The organism is Myxococcus sp. CA051A (assembly GCF_013336705.1).
GTDB classification, from domain to species: domain Bacteria; phylum Myxococcota; class Myxococcia; order Myxococcales; family Myxococcaceae; genus Myxococcus; species Myxococcus llanfairpwllgwyngyllgogerychwyrndrobwllllantysiliogogogochensis.
The window spans coordinates 189,117-211,111 of record NZ_JABUMS010000014.1 but is presented as its reverse complement, the minus strand read 5'-3'; the positions used below and the strand labels follow the sequence as shown (position 1 = coordinate 211,111).

Below are 21,995 nucleotides of genomic sequence, written 5' to 3'. Positions count from 1 at the left end.
GCCCGTCTCGCCGGGCCTAGGTCGTCACGCGCCGGACTGTTACAGGCCGTCGTATTCGAAGGAGCAATGGCGCAATTGCTCACGGGCGCGGTGGAGGAGGACTCGGACATAGCCGTCGGAGATGCCGAGCAGCTTTCCCACCTCGCCGCTGGGCTGTTCATCCAACAGACTGAGCATGACCACGCGACGCTGGAGCTGGGCCATGCGGGAGATGCACCCGTGCATCCAGGCCAGTTGTTCGGTGCGGGAGATGAGCTCCTCGCTCGTCGCGGTGTCCCGCGCCGCCTCCCCCGCTTCGAGCAGCAGTCGCGCCTTGGACTGGCGGGAATGTTTGCGTCGGCGGTTCATGAGGTTGTGGCGGAGGATGACCGTCAGCAGCTTCACCGAGTCGTCGGAGTCCCGCGCGATTTCCCGCGCCTCCGGGAGGCGGAAGAACGAAAAGAAGCTCTCCTGGACCGCGTCGAGCGCATCCTCCGCATCGAGGCCCCGACGGCGGGCATGGGTGAGCAAACGCTCCCGGTGCTCATGCACCAGCTCCGCCACCCACGACAAGAAGCCGGGGGAGATGGGCGGCGAGGCGGGGAGTTGGGAGATGTCCTTGGCCGTCACGTTCCTGCTCCTGAAGAGGGTCTCAGCCCCCCTAGGTCTCCAGTAGCGGCGTCGTTACAAGGTTTCCACGGGAAGCGCCCGGAGGCCGTGGGCCACGAAGCCCAGCATCAGGATGGAGGCGGATGGGGTGCTGTAGAAACGGCGGTATCCCGCACGAACCTGTTCCAGCTCCTCCTGGGAGATAAGTCCGGCGTCCATCGCCGGGCGCAGCCGCTCCGGGTCCAGCTGGCGTCGGAACGCCTCCAGGCCCAGCGCGTCGCTGTGGTACGCGATGACGTCCAGCCGGACGTCCGTGAACCCCGCGGCGGTGAGCAGGCGCACGAGCTGGCGACCGATGAAGCGATTGCCGCCGCGCTGGAGCTGAAGCCGCTCCGCCTTGCGGTGGATGGACTCCAGCTCCGGCAGTGACGGCTCCGCCACGCCCCACAGTCCGGCGTCCAGCTCGCTGACCACCAGCCGCCCTCCAGGACGAAGCAGCCTGAGGGCCTCGCGCGCCGCGAGCAGGGGCTCCTCCAGGTGTTGAAACACGAAGCGCGCCAGCGCCAGGTCGAAGCGCGCGTCGGGCAGCCCTGTCTCCAGGACGGAGCAGCGGTGCACCCGCGCGCGTGCGCCCAGTCGGGCCTCCGCGAGCACACACATCCCAGGGTTCAGCTCCACGACATGCAACGCGCCGGAGGGCACCAGCTCCAGCAGCTTCTCCGCGACGAACCCAGGCCCGCCTCCCAGCTCCACCACGGACATGCTCTCCGTCAGCCCCAGGGCACGAAGGAGCCGACGCTCCTCCGGCCAGCTCAGCTCCACCTGGGACTTCAGCCTCGCGAGCTCCTCTCCGAGCCCTCCCGCGTGTTCCTCCGGGCGATACGAGCCACTCATTCCGCATCCCAGCGGCGAGCAAGCATCGGCAGCCCACCCGAGGGACGCAGTGTCACCAGCGCCTCCGGCTCCACGCGGTGTCCTTCCACGTGCTGAAGCTGGAAGCGCTGGACGACCATGGCCAGGACGAGTCGCGCCTCCATCATCGCGAAGTTGCGACCGATGCAGACGCGCGGGCCTCCGCTGAAGGGCAGGTACGCATAGGGATGTCGAGCCGAGGCGCGGCTGTCCCGGAAGCGCTCCGGGTCGAAGGTCTCCGGCTCGCTCCAGTAGTCGGGGTGGCGATGGAGCAGGTACGGGCTGACGATGACCAGGGTGCCGGCGGGGAGGTGATAGCCGCCCACGCAGTCGTCCTCCCGGCAGATGCGCGACATCAACCACACCGGGGGATACAGGCGCATCGCCTCTTGGAGCACCCGTCCTCCGAAGTCGAGCGCCCGCACCCGCTCCGCCACCAGTGGCTTCGTGCCCAGCAGCGCCCGCGCCTCCTCGCGCACGCGAAGCCGAGCCTCCGGATGCAGGCCGAGCAGGTGCAGGCTCCAGGTGAGCGCCTTGGCCGTCGTCTCGTGGCCCGCCATCAGGAAGGTGAAGATCTGCTCGCGCAGGACGCGCTCACCGGCGGGTCCGTCGAGCGCGGGAGGATGCCCTTCCAGGAGCAGGGCCAGCAGGTCCGTGCCTCCACCCGTCTCGCGCCGCCGCGAGAGGATTCGCTGGACGAGCGTGTCGATGAGCTGGCTCGCCTCGCGGAACTGTCGCAGGCCCACCGCGTCCTCGGCGTCGAAGCGGGACATGAAGCTGTTGAGCCGCTGCACCGCCCCGGCGAAGTCCGTCGTGGCGTCCTCCAAATCACAGCCGAACAGACAGCGGGTGACGATGCGCAGCGTGAGGTGCCCCAGCTCGCGCTCCACGTCGAAGGGGATGCCCGTGCGCGCCGGGTCCTCCCAGCGACGCAACATGTCCTCGGTGCACTCCGCCATGACCTGGACCCAGGGCTCGATGCGACTGTGCTCGAAGGCGGGACGGGCCACGCGGCGCTGCTCGGCCCAGGGCTCACCCTCGGTCGTCATCAGGCCCTGGCCCAGCATGGGCAGGAGCATCATCAAGTCGGGCGTGCCCTGCTTGACGTAGTTGCGCGCGTGACTCTGGAGCACGTGCTGCGCGTGGAGGGGATGGTTCACCACCACGGTGGACCAGCCTCCCGCCGTATAGCGGAAGAGGCTCCCGTACCTGCTGGCGCTCTCCGTGAGGAAGCGCAGCGGCTGGGCGCGCAGGGCTCCCAAGTCAGGAGCATCCGTCACCAGCGGAGGCAGGGGCAGGTTGAGGTCCGCCAGGCTCATGGCATCACCCTGAGCACAGGCTCTCGGTCCTGGAAGAGGGGATGTTTCGCCGCGCGGTACGACGCGGAGAACACCCCCTGGAGCTTGCGGTACTCCCGCATGAAATCCTCCCGAGGCATCCGCGTCCGCGTCACCGCGTGCTGCAAGTCGAAGTGCTCCCAGTGGGGCCGGCCATTCGGCTGCCGCTCCAGGATGTGCTCGAACGACTCGCACGCGGGCGTGCCCGGCAGTGGCGTGAGCAGGGTGAAGGACGGATAGTCGACGCCCTGCTCTCGGATGAATGTCGCGAGCTGGTCGAACTCCCGAGGCGTGTACTCCGGCTTGACGATGAAGCTGGCGAAGACGTGGATGCCCAACTCTTTCGCCGCCTGGAGCCCCTGGAGTATCTGCTCGCGCGCCTGCCGCTTGTTGTAGTCCTTCAGCTCGTGGTCGAGCACCGCCTCCAGCCCGAAGAAGACGCGCCGCAGGCCGATGTCCCGCCACCGCCGCATCAGGTCCAAATCCCTCAGGAAGGAGTCGATGCGGCAGTACGCGAAGTACTCCTTCTCCAGTCGAGCGGCTTCAATCTGCTCGGCCAGCGCCCACATGCGACGCGGGTTGACGAAGGGCTCGTCGTCCACGAGGAAGACATAGCGCTCGGGGATGGTGGCCAGCTCCTCGACGACGCGCTCGACGTCGCGCTTGTAGTAGCGGCCGTCCATGATCTTCCACAGCGAGCAGAAGTTGCACCGGAAGGGACAGCCCACCGTGGTCCGCAGCAGCGCGATGGGCTTCATCCAGTCGATGAAGTAGCGCGCCCGGTCCGCCGGCACGAGGCTCCGGTCCGGAAAGGGCAGCGCGTCGATGTCCAGCTTGGGCGCCTCGCCTCCGAAGCGGAACGTGTCCGGGGCGCGTGCCCACGCGCCTGGGATTCCCGTGAGCCCGTCTCCCGCCTCCAGCGCCTGGAGGATGCGCCGGAACGGGCGGACTCCCTCGCCACTCACGACACAGTCAATCTGGGGCTCGAAGAAGTCCTCGGGCATCAGCGTCGCATGGTGTCCCCCCACCACCGTGCGCACCCGGGGCAGCAACGCCTTGGCCTGCCGACACAGCTCCAGCATCCGGGGCACGTGCATGGAGTAGCCCGTGACGCCCACCACGTCGGGCTCGAAGCTCCACAGCGTCAGCGTCAAGTCATGGGGATGCAGGCGCAAATCGAGCAGCCGCACCTCATGGCCATCCTGACGGGCCCCCGCGGCCAGGTACTCCAGGGCGAGCGGCTCCGCGATGGCGCCCAAATCTCCCCAGCCGATGAGCTCCCTCTTCGCGTTGGGATAGAGCAACAGGACCTTCATGTGCCGTCCTCCTTCGCTCGGGTGCCGAGCGCGAACTCACCGACCGCGCCCTCGGCCAGCGGGGGGATTCCACTGGCGCGCGCGAACAGCTCGGAGTCGCCGCCGCCCAGCGCGCACGGCGCCAGATCCATGGCGGTCGCCGCCAGATACAACGTCTGGAACAGCACCCCGACGTTCTTGAGGATGAGCGCGTAGCCCATGGCCTGGTACTTCCAGAAGACGCGCGGGAAGCGGGCCGTGATGACGAGCAAGACCTGCGGCCGTCCCTCCCGGGCGAGCGTGTGCCAGGCGCCTTCCAGCAATTGCTCCACCTGCTGCGTTCGGGGCGTCAGCTTGCACAGCTCGTGTTGCCCGGAGCGGTACTGATACAGGCCGGACTCCAGGCCCTCGCAGCGGTCCACGACGAGGTACAGCTCCAACTCATACAGCGCGCCTCCACCGGGGTAGGGGCGCTCACCCAGCTCGCCATGTTCCGTGGAGAGGACCCGGCGCGTGCGCGCCGCGCGGTACAGCAGCTCACCGAGCTGTTCGAGGCTGATGGGCGGCTCGCCATACGTGCGGAGCGAGCGGCGTCGCTCCAGCACCTGGGTGAAGGGCGCGTCCTCCTGCGAGAGCCGCTTGAGGTCGGGCCGGGGCAGCGGCACCACCGCCTCCGTCATCCGGGGCTTCAGCGCGGGCAGGGGCTCCATCCGGTGCTCGAAGCGATACGTGGCGCCATAGGGGCTCGGCAGTCGCCCCAGTCGGCTGTGCCCATGGAACAGCAGGTCCTCCGGCTCCCACAACGCCAGCGCGGCGTCCTCCTCCTCGGGGACGTGCACCGCCTTCGCGTCCAGGAGCACCCCCAGGAGGAGGTCCACGGCCTTGATGGGCAGCGTGGCGGCGCGCTCCGTCAGCTCGGCCAGGGAGCGCGGGCTAGACAGCTCCGGGAGGAGCGCCGCCGCCCGTGTGTCCCGCAGCAGCACGCGGGCGTGGGACGCGGGGACTTCCACCACGAGCTGGTGATCCTCGCGACGCACGCACGCGAGCCGTGAGAGGACATACTTCGCCTCGGGCCTCCGGGGCTCCGAGTGGCCGGGGGCCGTGCTCGGCAGCAGCGTCGCCAGCGGTGCGTCCTCCAGCAGCAGGGTCCGGTACAGGAAGTCGTTCCGTGCGAGGGATTGGAGCAGGTGGTCCAGCAGGAGGCTCGCGGTGGGCCCGTCATGCGGCTCCGCGGTGTCGAGCAGCTCGTGTTCCGTGCCGCCTGTCTCCAATTGCTGGAGCGCGGCCCGGGCGCCAGCGGACAGGCCGCCGAACTCCAGACCGAAGCGAGGACTGGCGACGACGCGCCGCCCATCCTCCAGCGTGTGGACCTTGATGCCGGGCGTGAGCCCGAAGGATTCATGGAGCCGCATCGCGTCCGCTCCTCAGAAGAAGATGCCGGTGGGGTTGAGCTGCTCCTCGCGCAGCGGCCGCTGGACCCAGCCCAGCCGCGCGGGCACGTCGTAGAGCCGGCCCGGCCCGAAGCGCTTCCAGAAGTGACGCATGCCGGGGACCATCACCTTGACGACGGGCAGCCCCACGTCGGGCTGCGTCTGGTCCAGCACCAGCGTCTCCATGCCCGCGCGCCTGGCGTGCGCGACACAGCGCTCCACGTCCACGCGCAAGTCACCGGAGGACAGGTCGGGGAGCAGGCCCAGGGGGCGCGCGGGGGCGTTCGGGTCCGGGAGCAGATAGGGCTGGTTCGCCGCCGTCGCCGTCTGCCACCACCGGACGGCCTCCCGCTCGGGGAACCAGTAGAGCGTCTTGCCGTCCGCGTCCCGGTGCTGCACGGCGGGGAGGAACTGGTTGACCTCCGTGAGCGCCCGCAGCAGCGCGACGCGCGCGTCCAGGTGCGCGCCGAAGCCCACGACGATGTCCTCCACCGGCGAGTCCCATCGCCGTGACACCGCCGCGAGCGTGGGAATGCCCAGGTCCGCGGTGACGTCCAATACCCACAGCTCTCGCTGGAGTCGGCCGTAGTGCTCCCGCAGCGCGTGGACGTACGGCAGGTCCACGCTGTCCAGGTCCACGGCGGGCCGCCGCGTCCGCGAGTACCACCAGAGCGCCACCGAGTCGCGCTCCACCAGCTCCAGGAAGCCCTGGAGGATGGCCTCCTCCAGCGTGTTTCCCGCCGCGCAGCCGTTGGAGTCGCTGGAGCAGAAGAACCACTTGCGCAGGTCCGGGTGCCCGAAGGAGCAATAGGCGCTGGGGACGTGGCGGAAGCGCTCGTGCGTGAGGGACCACGCGTGGGTCCAATGGATGCGCCGGTCGGGGTCGAAGACCTCCGGCACATGGTGGAAGCCGGACGGGTGGCTGGCGTTCCACTCCGCGCGCTGGGCGTATTGCGCGGGGCTGAAGTTCATCAGCGCGTTGGGGTGGACGGCCTCGTCCCGGAGCTCGTGGAGGCTGGCCACGTGGCTCCACTCCTCACCCCGGTAGACGCCGGAGTAGCGCTCGATGGCTTCGCACAGCGCGCTCACCCGCGCCTGGGCATCCGTTGTCCCCTTGCCTCCGCTGCGGCCCCGGAGGTTGAGCAGGACGAAGCGCAGGTCCTGCTGCATCAGCGCGAAGTTGTGTCCGGCCGCGTAGCTGTGGACCAGCCCCGCGCCGTCGTCCGCGCTCAGCGGCTCCAGGTTGCGCACCACGCCGGTGATGGGGCTGATGTGCTTCTCCAGTCGCGCGAAGGTCTGCTCGGGGGATTGGGTGCGATGGCCCCCGTCACCGTCGAACCGCTTGGGACAGGGCCTGGGGATGACGGGCAGCGGCGCGCGCGACGTGGCCTCCGCGTCCGAACACACCGGACACTGGGGCCTGCGCACGAGCGCGTGTCGCTCCAATTCCAGCGTCGTCAGGTCCAGGGTGACCAGTTGTTCGCTGAGCGGGTGCTCGGGGCCGAGCACCAGCGCCTTGGCCACCTCCAGCGCCGCGAGCTGGAAGGCCGTCCCGGTGGTGGCCGACAGGCTCGCGGCCGGCAGCACCAGGGGATGGACGTGGCCTTGCTCCCGCTCCAGGAAGGACTCGAGCTGCCGGTTGGAGCGCAGGCGCTGCGCGAGGCAGGCCCAGCACGCCGTCAACGCGGGGCGGAAGACGGGCCCCAGCCACAGCGTGCCACCCACGGGTCTGGCGAGCATCCAGGGCCGCCGCGCCGCGAGCGCCTGGCGGTTGAGCGCGTCGAGCGCGGGGTGCAGGTAGTCGTCGCAGAGCACCAATTGGAAGCCCGCCTCGCCCTCCGAGCGCAGGCCCTGGGCATGCAAGGCCTCTCGCTGGGACTCCTCCCACTCGCCCCCGAGCGAGACGATGGACACGGGCGTCTGGAGGCGCTCGGCCACGGTGGCCATGTCCACGCCGAGCGCGTGCCAGAAGGGCGCCTGCTCCGGCGCGTCGGTGCTTCCCTCGAGGATGCAGCCCTGCTCCGCGGCGATCTCCAGCGCGTGGGAGACCTCCACCAGGGACAGTCGCGAGGAGAGCGCCTCGAAGACCTCCGGCAGCGAGTGGTGTCCGTCCAGCAGTGGCACGAGCAAGGGGAAGGCGCGACCTCGCAGGAGCAGGTAGTCCTTCTCGTGCAGGAGCAGCACCGTCGACTCGTCGACGCGCTCCACGCGGCAGTGGCTCTTCCAGACAGGTCTCGACAGCATTCGTGACTCCCGGGGGCATGAAGCGTGGGCACCGCTGGAACGACAGGGGCGACACCGGAGCCCGGTGGCGCGCGGCCGCCGGGTCCGGAGCGATGCGCGGGGCTCAGGTGCAGGTGCAGCAGGGACAGCAGCAGCAGCAGACCGAGACATCCTTGGCCGCCGCTCCCGCCGTCCCGCCCGGCGTCACGGTGGGCTGCGGCGGGATGAACAGGGTGATGTTCCCGTCCTTGTTGCGGTCCCAGCTCTTGAGCTGCTCGTCGTAGCCCGTCGTCGTCGCTCCGCTGTACGCCTCGGTGAACGCCACCGACTTGGGGATGGTGTCGAAGCCGTAGACCTTCAACAGGTTCGGGTCCTGCTCAATCTGGCCTTTCTTGCCAGGGTTCGCCCAGACATCCTGGATGAGCTTGGAGTACGCCGTGCGGAAGTCCGCCATGTTCATGCCTCGCTGCGAGTGGTGAGCGGCCCCGGATGAAAAACCAGTACGCGAAGACACGCTCGACAGGGCCGCCGCCGCGTTGTGCATGACGCACGCCAGACGCGGGCACCGCCTCGCTCGCGAGTCCTGTCGCTGGGATGCGACACATCCCGCGTCTCGAAAGTCGCCGCGCTGCTTGCTTGCCACAAGCATTTGCTTGTCACGGGGACGCCGGCACACGCGTTTTCATCCCAGACGCGCGCGAAAGGAGAGGGTTGTCGAGATTTTTGACTGGTTGAGGTTTTGCAGGCCGGTGCGCCCCGCTTCCCCCACCCATGTTTGAGTTTGGAGCGGACGAATGCCGACGAGTCGAACCGACGCGTTTCTTCCGGTCATTGGTGAATCCATGTCCGGACTGATTCAGGTCCTGCGGGTCTTCACGCAGCAGGAGGACACCATCCTCATCAGCGGGCCCACGGGCTCGGGAAAGTCGAGGCTGGCGCGCTGGAGCCATGAGCACTCGGGGCGCAAGGAGGGGACCTTCGAGGTGCTGGATTTGATGACGGTGCCGGAGGAGCTGCAGATGGGGGCGCTGTTCGGCTGGAGGAAGGGGGCCTTCACGGGGGCGGTGCAGAACAGCCCGGGCTGCCTGGCGCTCGCGAAGGGCGGCACGCTGTTCATCGACGAAATCGACAAGCTGTCCCTGCGCGCGCAGGCGGGGCTGCTCCACGTGCTGGAGGAGCGGACGTACCGGGTGCTGGGGGAGGGCACGCTGCACCGCGCGGACGTGCGCTTCATCGTGGGGACGAACGTGGACCTCCACGAGGCGGTGACGGCCGGGAGGTTCCGCGAGGACCTCTACTATCGCGTCAACGTGCTCCCCATCCAGATTCCGCCCCTGGATGCGCGCCGGGACGAAATCATCCCGTGGGCGCAGTACATGTTGAGTCGGCGACACCAGGAGCGCGAGCGCGAGGGCCAGGCGCAGATGGCCCCGGATGCGCAGGCGCAGCTGCTCAGCCGCAGCTGGCCGGGCAACCTCCGGCAGCTCGACAACATCGTCCGCCGTGCGTACTCGCTGGCGGTGATGTCCCAGGTCGAGCACGAGGTCCTGCTGAGGGACAGTCATGTGATGCAGGCGCTGGGCTACGAGGAGTCGCCCACGTCGCGCTCGCTCATCGAGGCGCTGCGCGTGGCGTCCGCGTGTTTCGTCATGGAGGCCCAGCGCGCCGCGGTGCCATGGGACCTGGACCTGGCGGATGCGTTTCGTGGCTTCGTGCTCGGCACCGCCGTGCGGCAGGTGGGGCGGGAGGAGGCCTTCCTCCTGTTGGGCCGCAAGCGGCTCTTGAAGAATCGCAATCACTACAAGGCGCTCGAGCGCGAGCTGCGGAAGGTGGACGCGCTCGTCGAGGCGGTGGGGCAGTCGCCCTCGCCCTTCACGGACCTGGTGGACCTGACGCTCGGGAAGGTCTGAATGCGCCCCGAGCAAGAGGAGTCGAGCGCGTCCGGGTCCACGCGCTTCGAGGCGCTCTGGAGTCAGCACCAGCGCGCCCTGCTGCGAATCTGCGAGCGGACGCTGGGGGACCTGGACGCGGCGAGAGAGGCGATGAGCCGCACGGGAGTGCGTGTCTGGCTTCAGATGTCGCGCTCCTCCTCCCAGGAGGAGTGGCCCTGGGCGCTGCTGCGTCGGGTGGCCATCAACGTCTGCATCGACCTCCAGCGTGAGCGGCGCCGCCAGTCGTGGCGGTGGACGTCGCTCGACGAGGAGCTGGGGGATGGCGCGGAGCTGGAGGCGGCGCGGCCGTGTGGGGAGCAGGAGGAGCAGCAGTTGCAATCGCTGTTGCTGGAGCTGCTGGAGTCGCTGCCGCCGCAACTGAGGGCCTGTGCGCGTCTGGCCTTCGTCGAACAGCAGGGCTACGCGGACATCGCGGCGACGCTCCGGCTGACGCCCGCCAACGTGCGCAAAATCGTGGAGCGCTCCCGCAAGCGGCTCGTCCAGCCGCTGGCCCAGGCGGGGGTGATTCGCGACGAGGCCAGCTTCCATCGCTGGCTGTCGGGGCGGCGCAAGCGGACGGACGGCTGATGCGCGCCGAGCCGGCTCCCATCCATGAAGGAGGGATGGGAGCCGGCCCGGTTTCAGCCGCGACGAAGGCTCACTGGCGCGCGGCGGCGACGGCACCGGTGACGGTGCTGACCAGGGGCCCGATGAGCGCGGGCGCGGTGCTGACCAGGTGCTGGAGCACGTCCGTCCAACCCTTGTCGGCGGCGGTGCCCATCACCGCGGGCTGGTAGCCCTTGCTGGCGGCGGAGACGGCGCCGCCGATGGTGTTCACCAGCGGCCCGATGAGGTGGGGCGCGGAGGAGACGAGGGACGAGAGCACGTCCGTCCAGCCCTTGTCCGCGCCGGCCGGCTGGTAGCCCTTGCTGGCGGCGGAGACGGCGCCACCGATGGTGTTCACCAGCGGCCCGATGAGCGCGGGCGCGGTGTTGACCAGGTGCTGGAACACGTCCGACCAGTCCTTGTCGGCGGCGGGCTGGTAGCCCTTGCTGGCGGCGGAGACGGCGCCACCGATGGTGTTCACCAGGGGCCCGATGAGGGCGGGCGCGGTGCTGACCAGGTGCTGGAGCACGTCCGTCCAGCCCTTGTCGGCGGCGGTGCCCATCACCGCGGGCTGGTAGCCCTTGCTGGCGGCGGAGACGGCGCCGCCGATGGTGTTCACCAGCGGCCCGATGAGGTGGGGCGCGGAGGAGACGAGGGACGAGAGCACGTCCGTCCAGCCCTTGTCCGCGCCGGCCGGCTGGTAGCCCTTGCTGGCGGCGGAGACGGCGCCACCGATGGTGTTCACCAGCGGCCCGATGAGGGCGGGCGCGGTGCTGACCAGGTGCTGGAACACGTCCGACCAGCCCTTGTCGGCGGCGGGCTGGTAGCCCTTGCTGGCGGCGGAGACGGCGCCGCCGATGGTGTTCACCAGGGGCCCGATGAGGGCGGGCGCGGTGCTGACCAGGTGCTGGAGCACGTCCGTCCAGCCCTTGTCCGCGCCCTGCGGACCCGTGGCCATCAGGGGATGTGTGAGGCCGATGGGCAGGCCAACGAGTTGCGAGAGGCCAGGGAGATTCGGCATCTGCGGATACGTCATGGTTTTGACTCCTTCGTTCGACTGGGTGACTGCGGGAGCCGTGGGAGCGCCCAGCCCGAACGGCAGGCTGACCGGGACCACGGTTTTCGGCGCTGCGCCGAAATCGGTGTTGAGGAAGACGGAGCGGTTGCGCACCCAGTTGGTGTCGGGCGTCACCAGCAACTCAGGCGTCTGCTGGAAGCCCAGGCTGGAAATCTGGGCCGCGGCCTGCTGGAGGCACTGCGCGTAGGAGACATTCGGCGTCCCACCGAGCACCTGTCCCAGCGTGAAGGTGAACACAGACAGGTTCTTGGTGAGCTGCGTGCCCGCGGCCGCCGTCTGCTCGGCGGTGCAGGCCGTCAGCAGCGTGCAGTTGGCCTGGGGTGGCTCGGCCGCCACCTGCGGGTCATACGCCTTGGTGACAGCCACTCCCGGGAGAATCTGGACGGGCCGGCCGAAGCCCCGGAAGGGAATCTCCCCGGCGCGCTCGTCGGAGCTCCGGTGCAGCCAGGAGCGCTGGTGCGCCTGCGTGGCGGGCAGGAAGGCCTTCTCTCCCGTGGTGGCTCCGAAGTCGCGAGGGTCGATGTATGCCTTCACCTTGGCCAGCTCGACGCGGCGGGTGGCTCCCAGTTGATGGAGCTTCCGGGCGAAGTCCGACGCGATGAAGAGGTCCTTCTCCATCCCTCCGGAGTGGCACGCGTCCAGGACGGTGGTCAGCACGCCCTCGGGGAGCGGCTGGGTCAGCTTGGAGAAGTCCTGGTCGAAGAAGAAGTCGTCGTAGAGCACCAGGCTCTCTCGCCAGACCTCGTCTATCTGCACGCGGTAGCCATGGCCGGAGAAGAAGAAGACCAGCGCGTCATCCTGCGTGGCACCGTCGAACAGCCAGGCCAGCGACTCCTTCAGGTTGCTCAGCGTGGCGGCCTCGTCCAGCCGGACCTGGATGTCCTTCGGCGCGAACCCATACTGCGTCCCCAGCAGGCTCACCATCAGGTTGGCGTCGTTGATACAGCTCGACAGTTGATTGATTTGGGGACGGTAGTTGTTGATGCCCGCGACGACGGCCTTGCGGTTGCGAATCTGGTTCGGCGCGCGCAGCTCCGAGGAGGTGCGCTTGGTCGGTGTTTCCTTGGGAGCGGGGGGCGGACTCGCGGGGGGCTTGGGGGTGGCGTCCGTGCCGCTCGGGGTAGAAGGACTCATGGCGTGCTTCGCCTCCTGGGGCGCTTCGGGAGCACCGCGAAAGCGCGGTGGGTGGTGCGCCTTGAGAACGAACGGAGGGCGCGTGGCGTGACACGTCCCGCGGACGTCAATCGCCAGCACTCGAGGGCTGTCACGAGCCCTGCTTACGGACCGTTATGGGAGGCGCGGTCTGGATGCGATTCGCGCGGGAGGAAGTCGATGCCGAAATACTGTCGAGAGAAGTTCGAGAACTCCACCACGGGGAAGGAAGTCTGGGTGTGCTGGCAACAGGACAAGCACGTCCACGACGCTTCACTCATCACCACGATTGCCCAGTGGCTCGGCACGAATCAGGGAGGGGTCTGGCAGGTGCGTGCCAACAGCTACCAAAGCAATCAGTCCTCACCTGGAGAGAATGATTTGTCTTACTCCAGTTGAGGACACCGGGGTGGAGGGAGTCTCCCGGCTCCCTCCACCCCGGGCTGTCTTCACCCCGGGTGGTTTCATGCGACAAGCCACTTTCGACGGGGAGCCCCGCTCTTTAGTGTGCCGCCGACATGAACCTCCCCGCATGTCGCTCTTCCGCCGTCTCGGTCCCCGGGTCCGTACGAACCACCGTCCCGTGTCAGCGCGCACCCTCCCGCCTCCGGCTCTCGATGCTGGTCGCCCTGGTGGCGCTGGGGGCCACGGGCATGGGGTGCTCATCGGACGAAAGCCCGCCGCCCCCTTCCTCGGGTGGAGACGCGGGCACGCCCCGCCCGGATGCGGGAGGTCCACCGTCGGACGCCGGTACCGAGGAGCCCGCTCCGGATGCCGGTGGAGAGCCGGCGCCTGCCTTCACCGTGCTCCCGCCTTCCGAGCCGACGCTGCGCTTCGCGCCGCGGAACACGACGCGCTTCAGCGTCCAGGTGCGACGTGATGACTCGTTCACCGGCGACGTCACCCTCACGCTGGAGGGGCTGCCCGCCCACGTCCTGGCGGACGCGCTGACGCTGTCCGTGCCGGGGGCGGAGAACCTGGCCAGTTTCGAGCTCCACGTGGAGGAGGCCGCGGCCTATGGGCGCTTCCCCATCCGGGTGGTGGGAGAGGGCCGGGGGGAGCGTGTCGAGGTGTCGGTGCCGCTGGAGGTCCAGCCGGGGCAGGCCGCGCTGGATGTCTCGTTTGGCTCACAGGGGCTCATGCTCCCCGCGCTGGGGCTGTCCGCGGTGAGCATCAACGCCATGGCCGTGACGCCGGACGGGAAGTGGATTCTCGCGGGCTCCACCGGCTCGGCGGGCCTGAGGGACGTGCTGGTGGCGCGGCTGCTGCCGGACGGAACGCCCGATGTCTCGTTTGGCACCCAGGGCACACGCGTCATCGACGTCTGTGACGGTGATGACTACGTCGACGCCGTCACCGTGCTCTCGGACGGGCGGGTCGTGCTCGCCGGTGGCGCCATCGCGGACACCAACAGCTGCACGGCGCGCAACTACCAGAGCCTGCTGCTCGTGCGGCTCACCGACACGGGCGCGCTGGACACCACCTTCGGGACGACGGGGGTGAGGACCTTCCAGCTCTCCGCGGGCAACGCCACGCTGCATGCCCTCACCGTGGACTCCCGGGGCCGCGTGGTGGGCGCGGGGACCGTGCAGAACACGGACCGGGACCAGGTCCTCGTGCGACTGCTGCCGACGGGCCAACTCGACACCTCGTTCAGCGCGGACGGACTCGCCTGGGAGGACGTCGGCGAGGACGACGAGGGGCTGGGGGTCATCGCGCTCGCGGACGACTCGCTCCTGCTTGCGGGCACGACGGCGTCTCACAACCATGGCCTGTCGCTGCGGCGCTATCAGGTCAACGGTGAGCGGGACCGCGCCTTCAGCTACAGCCCTCCCGCCTATGTCACCCCCAGGCTCACGCCCCGGACGCTGCACCTCCTGGAGGGTGGCAAGGTGCTGGTGGGGACTCGCGCCGTGTTCAGTGGGGAAGGGGCCGGCACCGGCGCGGGGCTGCTGCGAATCGACAGCGGCACGGGCGCGGTGGACTCCTCCTTCGGCACGCAGGGCTCCCGCTACTTCGTGACGGTGGAGAATCAGGCGAGGGACGTGCTCGTGGGCACGGGGCTGCTGCCGGGCGGCGACATCGCGCTGTCCACGGTGTACCGGGACGAGTCGGGCGTGCCGGGCCTGGGCCTCATCCATGTCTCCGCGAATGGGCTGACGGTGCTGCGCTCGCACCACTCGGACCTGCCCGGAAGTGAGCGGCCCCTCGTCGCGCGGCTCGACGCGGAGGGCTTCTTCCGGGTGGCGGGACTGCACACCGCGCCGGGACAGTCCGTGGAGACCCCGTTCGTGGCGCGCTTCTGGCCCTACTGAGCCCGTCCCCTTCCGCCTCCACGCCCCGTCAGCTGTCGAGGGGGCGTGGGGCGCGTTGACTCGCCTGGAGGGGGCTCCGAGAATGCGCGCTCCCCAGGCCCCGTGGAGCCCCGCTTGAACCTGCTGACCCGCGTGAAGAAGAGCCTCCGACACCGGGCCGCCCATCAGGCCTCCCAGCCCCTCTCGAAGCTGCTCAGCCTCACCGGCTTCGGCCGCTATGGGCCGGGCCCCCAGCTGAAGAGCCCGGAGCCGCTGCGGCAGGCGGGCATCCCCTACGAGACGTTCCGCTTCGACGTGGCCGGGCTGGACCGTTTCTGGAACGAGCTGCAGGCGGGCAGCCCCGTGCTCCGGCACTACTGCTCGCTCCAGCCCTACTGGGAGAAGCGTTCGCAGTACCACTACTCCTGGACCCAGCTGGCGCCGCTGCTGTCGCGCGAGGACGCCGTCTACGTCGACATCGCCTCCACGCTGAACAGCCCCTACCTGGAGGTCATCCGCGCCCTGGCGAAGACGCGCAACGTGTTCGTCCAGGACCTGGTGTTTCCGCCCGGCATCAACGGTCATGAGATTGGCGGCTCGGCCGCGGAGCTGCCGCTGGGCAATGCCTCCGTGGATGCGATGACGCTGCACTGCTCCTTCGAGCACTTCGAGGGGACCGCGGACACGGGCTTCATCCGGGAGGCGGCGCGGGTGCTGCGGCCCGGGGGCCGGGTCTGCATCGTCCCGCTGTACCTGGGCGAGTATGCCTTCACGATGTGCGACCCCGCGTGGGGTTATGACATCCGCCGCGAGGCCGAGCCCGTCATCCACCTCTTCCCGGGCTGGGGAGAGCGGCACGGGCGCTTCTATGGCGTGGACACGCTGAAGGAGCGCGTCCTGGACCCCGCTCACGCCGCGGGGCTCACGTCCCGCGTCATCCACTTCGAGAACATCCTCGAGCTGCACCCGACCTGTTACACCCACTTCGGCCTCGTGCTGGAGAAGCCCGCGGTCGGTTGAGGCTCGGTCCCCAGCCCCGTGCCCGGGGCGGGGGCCTCTCCCCTGAGGTCGTGGCACTGAAGGCATCGCGCCGGGCGACACGCGCCCAGGCGCGGTGGCGCATTCTTTCTTCATTTCCAGGTCGCGAACGCGAAGCGTCGAATGCGGTGCGCCACCTGGGCGGTAGGTGTGTCTCCCTGATGAAGCCGGAGTGCGAGCCGCACCCTGTCCGAAACGTCTGCTGTCGGGCGACACCCGCGACCTGAATGACCTGTCACGCGACCCATGCGCCGACCCTCGCGGCGCGTGACGGTCGCTGTATGTGTTTCATGTTTCATGTGACGCAAGGGTTTTTCGGTGAAAACAGGCATTAAATCCTGTCGCGAAACTCGCTGTCTCACATTCCGACAATGTTGAAGCGCGGGCTGGCAATGTGCCGGGCTCCTCGCCGTTCTCCCGCGCCTCCCCCATCCCCCAGGAGGTTGTCATGGCCATTCCTAGAGAGCTGCCCACGAAGGTCCGCAAGCCCGTAGAGCAGCCCAAGCCGAAGCCGAAGGCTCCCAAGGTCACGGCCGCGCAGTCGAAGAAGAAGGCGGAGAAGGCGCGCACGGAGGCCAAACGCACGCTGCAGAAGGCGCACGCGTCGGAGAAGAAGGCGACGGAGGCGCGCAAGACGCGCGGCGACGCCGGCTCCCGGCTGGACAAGGCGGACAAGGAGCGCGCCGTCGCGCTCTCTCCCGGCGCGAAGGACACGGCCCAGAAGAAGGTTGAGACGGCGTCCAAGGACCTCGACAAGGCGGACAAGGCCTCGAAGACGGCGAACGAAATCGCCGCCAAGGACAAGCGCGAGGCCCTCGCCGCGGCCAACAAGGCGCTCGCCGCGGAGAAGGAGGCGAACGACGCCGCGGAGAAGGAGAAGCTGCCCAAGCCGTACGCCCTCGCGGACCGGCAGAAGGATGTCTTCGACGCGGGCAGCCTGTCCGCCAAGGACCAGGAGAAGTTGTTCGGGACGAAGTCCGTCGTCTCCTCGAAGGAAGCCGCGACCTCCGATGCCAGACGCGTCGCGGACGCCTCCTCCAAGAGCCCGCGCGCTGGCGCCGAGGAACTCAAGCGTCAGCTCGCGCTCGGTCAGGACCCCGCGTACCGCAAGGCCCTGGTGAGCGAGTCCGCGCCGCAGGTGCAGAAGGCCGCGGACGCGGTGGGTGACAAGAAGACGCCCGCGGAGGACCGCAATGCCATGGTGAAGAGCCTGGCCGACAGCGCGGCGCTGGCGGGGCCCGAGGGCCGCAAGCCGATTGTCGACAAGCTCAACGCGCAGAAGGACCAGGCGACCGTCATCGAAGGCCTCAAGTCCCAGGGCAAGGATGCCAACACCCTGGCGCTGGGCGCGACGATGGCCCGCGAGCTTCGGGCCTCCGCCCAATTCGACAAGGCCGACGCCATTACGCAGGCCAGCCCCGAGCTGAAGAAGGCGGCGGCGGAGTCACCCCTCGATACGGCGCTGCGCAAGGAGGTGGACCTCCAGACGGTGGCCGAGGAGAAGGCCGGTCTTCAGAAGGGGATGTCGCAGACCCAGAAGGACCTGAAGGCTCGGACCCAGGCGCTGGAGAAGCTGGCCCAGCAGCCGGAGAAGCTGCCGCCCGGAGTCTCCATCGAGAGCCGGGACGGGTATGGCACCACGCTCGTGACGAAGGATGACAAGGGGCAGGTCACCGAGCGGACGCGGTTTGGCGACCGCGACGACATGACGTACGTCACGTCGCAGAAGTTCGACCGGGCGAAGGGCACTGTGGAGGCGGAGACGCTGGAGGACCACCACAAGATGGGCACGCTGACGAACACCCGCGCCGCCTGGACGGACAAGGACGTCGACGCGGCGTCGAAGGTCTCCAGCTTGCGTGACGTGGAGAAGCGCAGGAGCGCCGACCCCAAGGCATCCTTCGAGTCCCGCGAGCTGTCGGTCGACGGGGACAAGCGCCTGGTCGAGAAGACCGTCACGGAGGATGCGAAGAACGGCACCACCCAGACGACGCGGACGTTCGGCACCCAGGACGACGAGAAGGGGCTGAACGACCAGCTCAAGGGCAAGTTCGACGACGACCGCCCCCTGGACAAGGTGGACACCAAGACGGTCCACATCCCGCCCGAGGGGGCCAAGGACCCCGACGGCAAGCCCGCCAAGGCCAGCTACACCTTCGGCACGTCGTACTCCCAGGACAACGCCCGCGTCACCGCGAGCGAGAGCAAGGTCTTGGACCGGCCGGAGAAGAAGCCTGGCGAGAGCTCGTACGACAGCGGCTTCTACGACGCCGCGGGGGACGTGGAGTACCGGGCGGAGAAGGAGAACGGCTCGCCCAAGAGCTGGACGCTCCAGACGAGCAATCCCGGCGAGCTGAACACCCAGACGTTCATCGAGGGCAAGGAAGATCTCTCCGTCACCACCCGCAAGAAGCTGGACGGCAACACCGTCACGGAGACCACCGAGGGCCGGGTGCCCGACCCGAAGAACCCGGACGGGGACCCGGTCAGCGTGAAGGGCGACACGAAGCGCACGTTCGACGCGAAGGGGCGGCTGGCCTCGGCGCACTCGGACCAGACGGAGGCGGACGGGACGCGCACGGTGCGCGACTACGCGCTCACCGAGAAGCGGGACGACAAGGGCCGGCTCCAGACCACCGAATCGAGCACCACCTCCACGCAGCCCAAGGACGGCCCCGCCGTCGAGGCTCGCAGCGAGCTGACGCGGACGTTCGACGACAGGAACAAGGTCGTCGCGTCGCACCTGGACCAGACGGACGAGACGGGCGCGCGCGCGGTGCAGGACTACTCGCGCGAGGAGAAGCGCAACGCCCAGGGCGAGGTGGAGATCCACGAGCGCACCACGTCCAGCCTGAAGCCCAAGGACGGCCCCAAGAGCACCCAGGAGCAGGAGCAGGTGTCCGTCGACACGAAGACGGGACCGGAGCTCATCCGCGCCTCCAACAAAATCACCAACGCCGACGGGACGGCCCAGCACTCCATCACCCCCGAAGGACAGACGCTGACCGTCAACGGCGAGAAGGTCGATTCGGTCGACGCGCTCAAGGCGCTGCCCAAGGGGCAGGCGTCGCTGGGCGGGGCGGCGGTGGATGGCCTGTCGCAACAGGTCAGGGACTTCAATGAGCTGGCGCTCGCGCTGTCTCCCAACCGGGCGTTGAACCCGGACAAGGTGGAGCGCAACGACTTGAAGGAGGTGAAGGCGGCGGTCTCAGCCAACTCCGTGGGCATGCTCCGCCTGAAGGAGGCGCTCACGCCCGCGCTCAATGGCCAGCCGTCGCTCAGCCTGGACCCCAAGGCACGCCTGGTGGGCGGAGCGAGCGGGATTGCCGGCCTGGCCGGCAGCGCTGAGATTCTGGCCAAGGCGGGGCCCCTGTTCATGCGGGACTTCAGCCAGGGCAACTACCTTGGCGCGGCGAAGGACGGGGTGGCGCTCGTGACGGGCACCATCGGCGTCGTGTCGGGTGGCAGCGCCGTCACCACCGCGCTTCGTGGCGCGGGCAGTGGCCTGACGCTGGACGGAGGCGTCATCACCGCGGGACAGCGCCTGACGCCCATGCAGGCCGCCAAGAGCCTGAACGGGCTGGCGAAGCTCACCGCGGGGCTGGGCGTCCTGAGTGGCGGCATGCAGGCCTACGACGGCATCCAGAAGGGCAATGGCTGGGCGGTCGCCAGCGGCGTGACGACGGCGACCGCGGCGGTGGGTGGCTACCTGGCGGCCGGCGCCGCGGCGGGAGCCTGGGGCGGGCCCGCGGGAGCCGCCGTGGGACTGGCGATTGGCCTGGGCGCGTGGGGCATGACGAAGGCGTTCGACCACTTCGACAAGAGCGACGTGAAGATCGCCCAGCCGACCATCTGACGACGACGTCCTCCTTCCCGGGCCCGTTTCGCCCGGGAAGGAGGGGTGCCGCGCGTGTTACCGGTTGGGAGGCGCCCCCAGCGTCACCCAGCCACTGAGCGTCTTGTTGCCGTCGGTGTGGCTCTCCACCGCGTAGAAGAAGTGGCGAGTCGCGTCGGAGGCGTCGACGAAGCGCACCGCGGTCGTTTCGGAGAGGTCCTCGCTGGCGGCGACCTCACCAATGGCCTCCATGTCGCCCGCCTCGGGGTTCTCGCTCCGGTAGACGACGTAGTGCTTGTGGTGCACGGTGTGCGGCCACGTCAGCTCCGTGTACTTGCCGTCGACGCCGCGCACCGCGAGCTCCACGGCGACCGGCTCGGCGTCCGGCGAGAGGACGTTGACCTCGTACCTCACGCCACCGATGGGGTCCTTCCGGTCATCCCTCTCGAAGATGTTCATCGGGAAGAAGCCCTCGGGCCCGTCCGACAGGAAGTTCACGTGGATGCGCTCATCCATCTCCTTATCGGTGTGGAGGCCCAGCGCGCCGCCGTGGCCGCCGAAGAACAGCGTCGTGCCTTCGACACCCTCCAGGCCCTCGGCCTCGCCGCCCGCGGCCTCCCAGGCCGCGAACAGCCGGTCCGTCAGCGTCAGCGTCACACGGCCCGGGAACGGCTCTGCCTCGGGACGGATGAAGAGCGTCGTCGCATGGCCCACCGTGGGGCGCACGTCATACGTGGTGGTGCCCGTGCCGCCGGGCAGCATCCGGACCACGTCCACGTTGCGCCAGGCGATGTTGTTGTTGAGCTGGGTGTTGGTGACGGTGTCGGAGCCGATGATTTCCGGGTAGCTCATCGGGTCGCCGTCGGACACCCACCGCGCCAGCAGGCAGTAGTGGCCGGGCAGGGGGACGTTGGCCCATTGGATGCGGATGTCACGCGTCTCGCCCGCGTCCAGGAAGATGTTGTGTTGGGTCTGGATGCGCCTCCAGCTCGTGGAGCCCCAGGAGGAGTTGCCGCCCGACGCCAGGTAGTACAGGTGCAGCGAGCCACCAATGGGGCCGGTGGGGCGCAGCGGGCCGTAGTTGCGCAGGGTGACGAAGACGTAGTTGTTGGGCGTGCCGAACACGGGGTTGGTGGAGCTGGCGCAGCCGTTGACGTTGTTGCACACCTTGATGTCGGGGCTCGTCCAGATGGCGCCGGAGCTGGGCTCCCAGCCGTTGTCGGCCGGCGTGTCGCGGATGAAGACGTCGGACGGGGTGCGGCAGTCGCTCAGGAAGTCCTGCACGGCCTGGGGCACGTCCGCGCCGCTGGGCGCCGTCAGCCGGTAGGCCCCCTGGGAGACGGTGGCGTAGTTCTGCATGATGCCCACCACCGTCGGGTCGGGCGTGCCGCCCGTGGGGACGTAGACGGCGTGAATCCGGATGCCCTCGTTGTAGGCCTCCTGCGCCTGGAGGCTGGCCAGGGCGTTGCTCGTGTACGAGTCATTGAAGCCGCCGGGCAGGTTGTCGGTGATGAGGACGACGACCCGGCGGGCCCCCGTGCGCCAGTAGCCCGTGAAGGCGCCGTTCTGGTTCGGGCGGAAGGCGATGTTGTGGATGACGGTGTTGAGCGCCTCGTCGGACGCCTCCGGCAGGTTCCACCCGCCGTTCGCGGTCAGGCTGGCGATCTGCGCCTGCATCTGGGCGTCGTTGCCCGCGCCCAGGTCCACGCGCACGGTGACGTCGTCCTGGAAGGTGACCAGGCCCAGCCGGTAGTCGCCGTTGGACGACGTCTGGATTTGCGTCAACAGGTTGGAGAAGTTCGCCTGGAGGGCGGTCAACGAGCCGCCCATGCTGCCCGTGTCGTCGATGGCGAAGACCACGTCCAGGGGGCCGCACTCGCACGGGTCGACCTGGGGCGGCTCTTTCGGAGGAACCGGGGCGGGAACCCTGGCGGCCGAGGCGACCTGGGAAGACATGAAGAGACAGAGCATTGCCGCGCCGAGCCAGGACATGGCTCGTGGGCGGAGCGTGTTTGACTTTGACATGTAGTGGTTTTCTCCTACGGGGTTTCCACGTCATGTCGGAGAGGGATTGGCGGGGCGTCGACGTGGCGGGCGGTTTGTGAGCAGGAAGCAAGCCATTGCGGGCTTGCAAGTCATTCAGGCGGTTGCGGGGACACGGCGTGGCGGGATGGGTTACTCACGGGGTGGTTTTGTGAAGTTTCCCGCTACACCTCGCACGTGGCGGACGTGTCACAAGCCCCGGGGGCGTGTCGTCTCGGGGATGTGCGGCCGGG

At 69.0% G+C, this 21,995-nt stretch carries 15 protein-coding genes; 6 read left to right on the top strand and 9 right to left on the bottom strand.

The window, feature by feature from the left end; translation table 11 throughout:
• Window positions 1-39: 39 nt before the first annotated feature.
• The 7 genes from HUA74_RS33540 to HUA74_RS33510 form a co-directional block, all read right to left on the bottom strand.
• The gene (locus HUA74_RS33540; protein ID WP_141640837.1) at window positions 40-609 is read right to left on the bottom strand and encodes an RNA polymerase sigma factor; all 570 of its coding nucleotides are present in this window, start codon (window positions 607-609) and stop codon (window positions 40-42) included.
• Between the two features lie 54 nt (window positions 610-663).
• Window positions 664-1,482, bottom strand: coding sequence for a class I SAM-dependent methyltransferase (locus HUA74_RS33535; protein WP_174457801.1), 819 nt, complete (start codon window positions 1,480-1,482; stop codon window positions 664-666).
• Window positions 1,479-2,819, bottom strand: a complete 1,341-nt coding sequence (locus tag HUA74_RS33530; protein ID WP_174457800.1) for a cytochrome P450 — start codon at window positions 2,817-2,819, stop codon at window positions 1,479-1,481. The genes HUA74_RS33535 and HUA74_RS33530 overlap by 4 nt, the downstream gene beginning before the upstream one ends.
• A complete protein-coding gene (locus HUA74_RS33525) occupies window positions 2,816-4,153 on the bottom strand; it encodes a B12-binding domain-containing radical SAM protein (protein WP_174457799.1) in 1,338 nt (445 codons plus the stop codon). The genes HUA74_RS33530 and HUA74_RS33525 overlap by 4 nt, the downstream gene beginning before the upstream one ends.
• Window positions 4,150-5,544 carry a SagB family peptide dehydrogenase gene (locus HUA74_RS33520; protein ID WP_174457798.1) on the bottom strand — a complete coding sequence of 465 codons (1,395 nt, stop codon included), beginning with the start codon at window positions 5,542-5,544 and terminating at the stop codon, window positions 4,150-4,152. The genes HUA74_RS33525 and HUA74_RS33520 overlap by 4 nt, the downstream gene beginning before the upstream one ends.
• Window positions 5,545-5,556: 12 nt before the next feature.
• The gene (locus HUA74_RS33515) at window positions 5,557-7,806 is read right to left on the bottom strand and encodes a TOMM precursor leader peptide-binding protein (RefSeq protein WP_174457797.1); all 2,250 of its coding nucleotides are present in this window, start codon (window positions 7,804-7,806) and stop codon (window positions 5,557-5,559) included.
• 103 nt (window positions 7,807-7,909) lie between these two features.
• Window positions 7,910-8,239, bottom strand: a complete 330-nt coding sequence (locus HUA74_RS33510) for a hypothetical protein (RefSeq protein WP_174457796.1) — start codon at window positions 8,237-8,239, stop codon at window positions 7,910-7,912.
• A 388-nt stretch (window positions 8,240-8,627) separates the two neighbouring features.
• On the opposite strand from HUA74_RS33510, the gene HUA74_RS33505 reads away from it, so the two are divergent.
• Window positions 8,628-9,695: a sigma-54 dependent transcriptional regulator gene (locus HUA74_RS33505; RefSeq protein ID WP_305794702.1), complete on the top strand. Its 1,068-nt coding sequence runs from the start codon at window positions 8,628-8,630 to the stop codon at window positions 9,693-9,695.
• A complete protein-coding gene (locus HUA74_RS33500) occupies window positions 9,696-10,304 on the top strand; it encodes an RNA polymerase sigma factor (RefSeq protein WP_174457794.1) in 609 nt (202 codons plus the stop codon).
• Window positions 10,305-10,374: 70 nt separating this feature from the next.
• On the opposite strand, the gene HUA74_RS33495 is transcribed toward HUA74_RS33500, so the two are convergent.
• The gene (locus HUA74_RS33495; protein ID WP_174457793.1) at window positions 10,375-12,534 is read right to left on the bottom strand and encodes a caspase family protein; all 2,160 of its coding nucleotides are present in this window, start codon (window positions 12,532-12,534) and stop codon (window positions 10,375-10,377) included.
• 198 nt (window positions 12,535-12,732) lie between these two features.
• Here HUA74_RS33495 and HUA74_RS33490 point away from each other — a divergent pair, with 198 nt between their 5' ends.
• The 4 genes from HUA74_RS33490 (at window position 12,733) to HUA74_RS33475 (ending at window position 19,740) form a co-directional block, all read left to right on the top strand.
• On the top strand, window positions 12,733-12,951 hold the full coding sequence (locus HUA74_RS33490) for a hypothetical protein (protein ID WP_174457792.1): 219 nt from the start codon (window positions 12,733-12,735) through the stop codon (window positions 12,949-12,951).
• 218 nt (window positions 12,952-13,169) lie between these two features.
• Entirely contained in the window at window positions 13,170-14,867 is a 1,698-nt protein-coding gene (locus HUA74_RS33485) for a delta-60 repeat domain-containing protein (protein WP_254625351.1), read from the top strand.
• A gap of 114 nt (window positions 14,868-14,981) precedes the next feature.
• The gene (locus tag HUA74_RS33480) at window positions 14,982-15,866 is read left to right on the top strand and encodes a class I SAM-dependent methyltransferase (protein ID WP_174457790.1); all 885 of its coding nucleotides are present in this window, start codon (window positions 14,982-14,984) and stop codon (window positions 15,864-15,866) included.
• Window positions 15,867-16,332: 466 nt separating this feature from the next.
• Window positions 16,333-19,740 (top strand): hypothetical protein, encoded by a 3,408-nt coding sequence (locus HUA74_RS33475; RefSeq protein WP_174457789.1) that lies wholly within the window; start codon window positions 16,333-16,335, stop codon window positions 19,738-19,740.
• Window positions 19,741-19,797: 57 nt separating this feature from the next.
• Here HUA74_RS33475 and HUA74_RS33470 read toward each other — a convergent pair whose 3' ends face one another.
• A complete protein-coding gene (locus HUA74_RS33470) occupies window positions 19,798-21,744 on the bottom strand; it encodes a vWA domain-containing protein (protein ID WP_174457788.1) in 1,947 nt (648 codons plus the stop codon).
• Window positions 21,745-21,995 lie beyond the last annotated feature (251 nt).

What these genes read in the sequence shown, in the direction of transcription:
- HUA74_RS33535 (WP_174457801.1), bottom strand. Translation starts at nt 1,482, where the DNA reads ATGAGTGGCTCGTATCGCCCGGAGGAACACGCGGGAGGGCTCGGAGAG.
- HUA74_RS33530 (WP_174457800.1), bottom strand. Translation starts at nt 2,819, where the DNA reads ATGAGCCTGGCGGACCTCAACCTGCCCCTGCCTCCGCTGGTGACGGAT.
- HUA74_RS33525 (WP_174457799.1), bottom strand. Translation starts at nt 4,153, where the DNA reads ATGAAGGTCCTGTTGCTCTATCCCAACGCGAAGAGGGAGCTCATCGGC.
- HUA74_RS33520 (WP_174457798.1), bottom strand. Translation starts at nt 5,544, where the DNA reads ATGCGGCTCCATGAATCCTTCGGGCTCACGCCCGGCATCAAGGTCCAC.
- HUA74_RS33515 (WP_174457797.1), bottom strand. Translation starts at nt 7,806, where the DNA reads ATGCTGTCGAGACCTGTCTGGAAGAGCCACTGCCGCGTGGAGCGCGTC.
- HUA74_RS33510 (WP_174457796.1), bottom strand. Translation starts at nt 8,239, where the DNA reads ATGGCGGACTTCCGCACGGCGTACTCCAAGCTCATCCAGGATGTCTGG.
- HUA74_RS33505 (WP_305794702.1), top strand. Translation starts at nt 8,628, where the DNA reads ATGTCCGGACTGATTCAGGTCCTGCGGGTCTTCACGCAGCAGGAGGAC.
- HUA74_RS33500 (WP_174457794.1), top strand. Translation starts at nt 9,696, where the DNA reads ATGCGCCCCGAGCAAGAGGAGTCGAGCGCGTCCGGGTCCACGCGCTTC.
- HUA74_RS33495 (WP_174457793.1), bottom strand. Translation starts at nt 12,534, where the DNA reads ATGAGTCCTTCTACCCCGAGCGGCACGGACGCCACCCCCAAGCCCCCC.
- HUA74_RS33490 (WP_174457792.1), top strand. Translation starts at nt 12,733, where the DNA reads ATGCCGAAATACTGTCGAGAGAAGTTCGAGAACTCCACCACGGGGAAG.
- HUA74_RS33485 (WP_254625351.1), top strand. Translation starts at nt 13,170, where the DNA reads ATGCTGGTCGCCCTGGTGGCGCTGGGGGCCACGGGCATGGGGTGCTCA.
- HUA74_RS33475 (WP_174457789.1), top strand. Translation starts at nt 16,333, where the DNA reads ATGGCCATTCCTAGAGAGCTGCCCACGAAGGTCCGCAAGCCCGTAGAG.
- HUA74_RS33470 (WP_174457788.1), bottom strand. Translation starts at nt 21,744, where the DNA reads ATGTCAAAGTCAAACACGCTCCGCCCACGAGCCATGTCCTGGCTCGGC.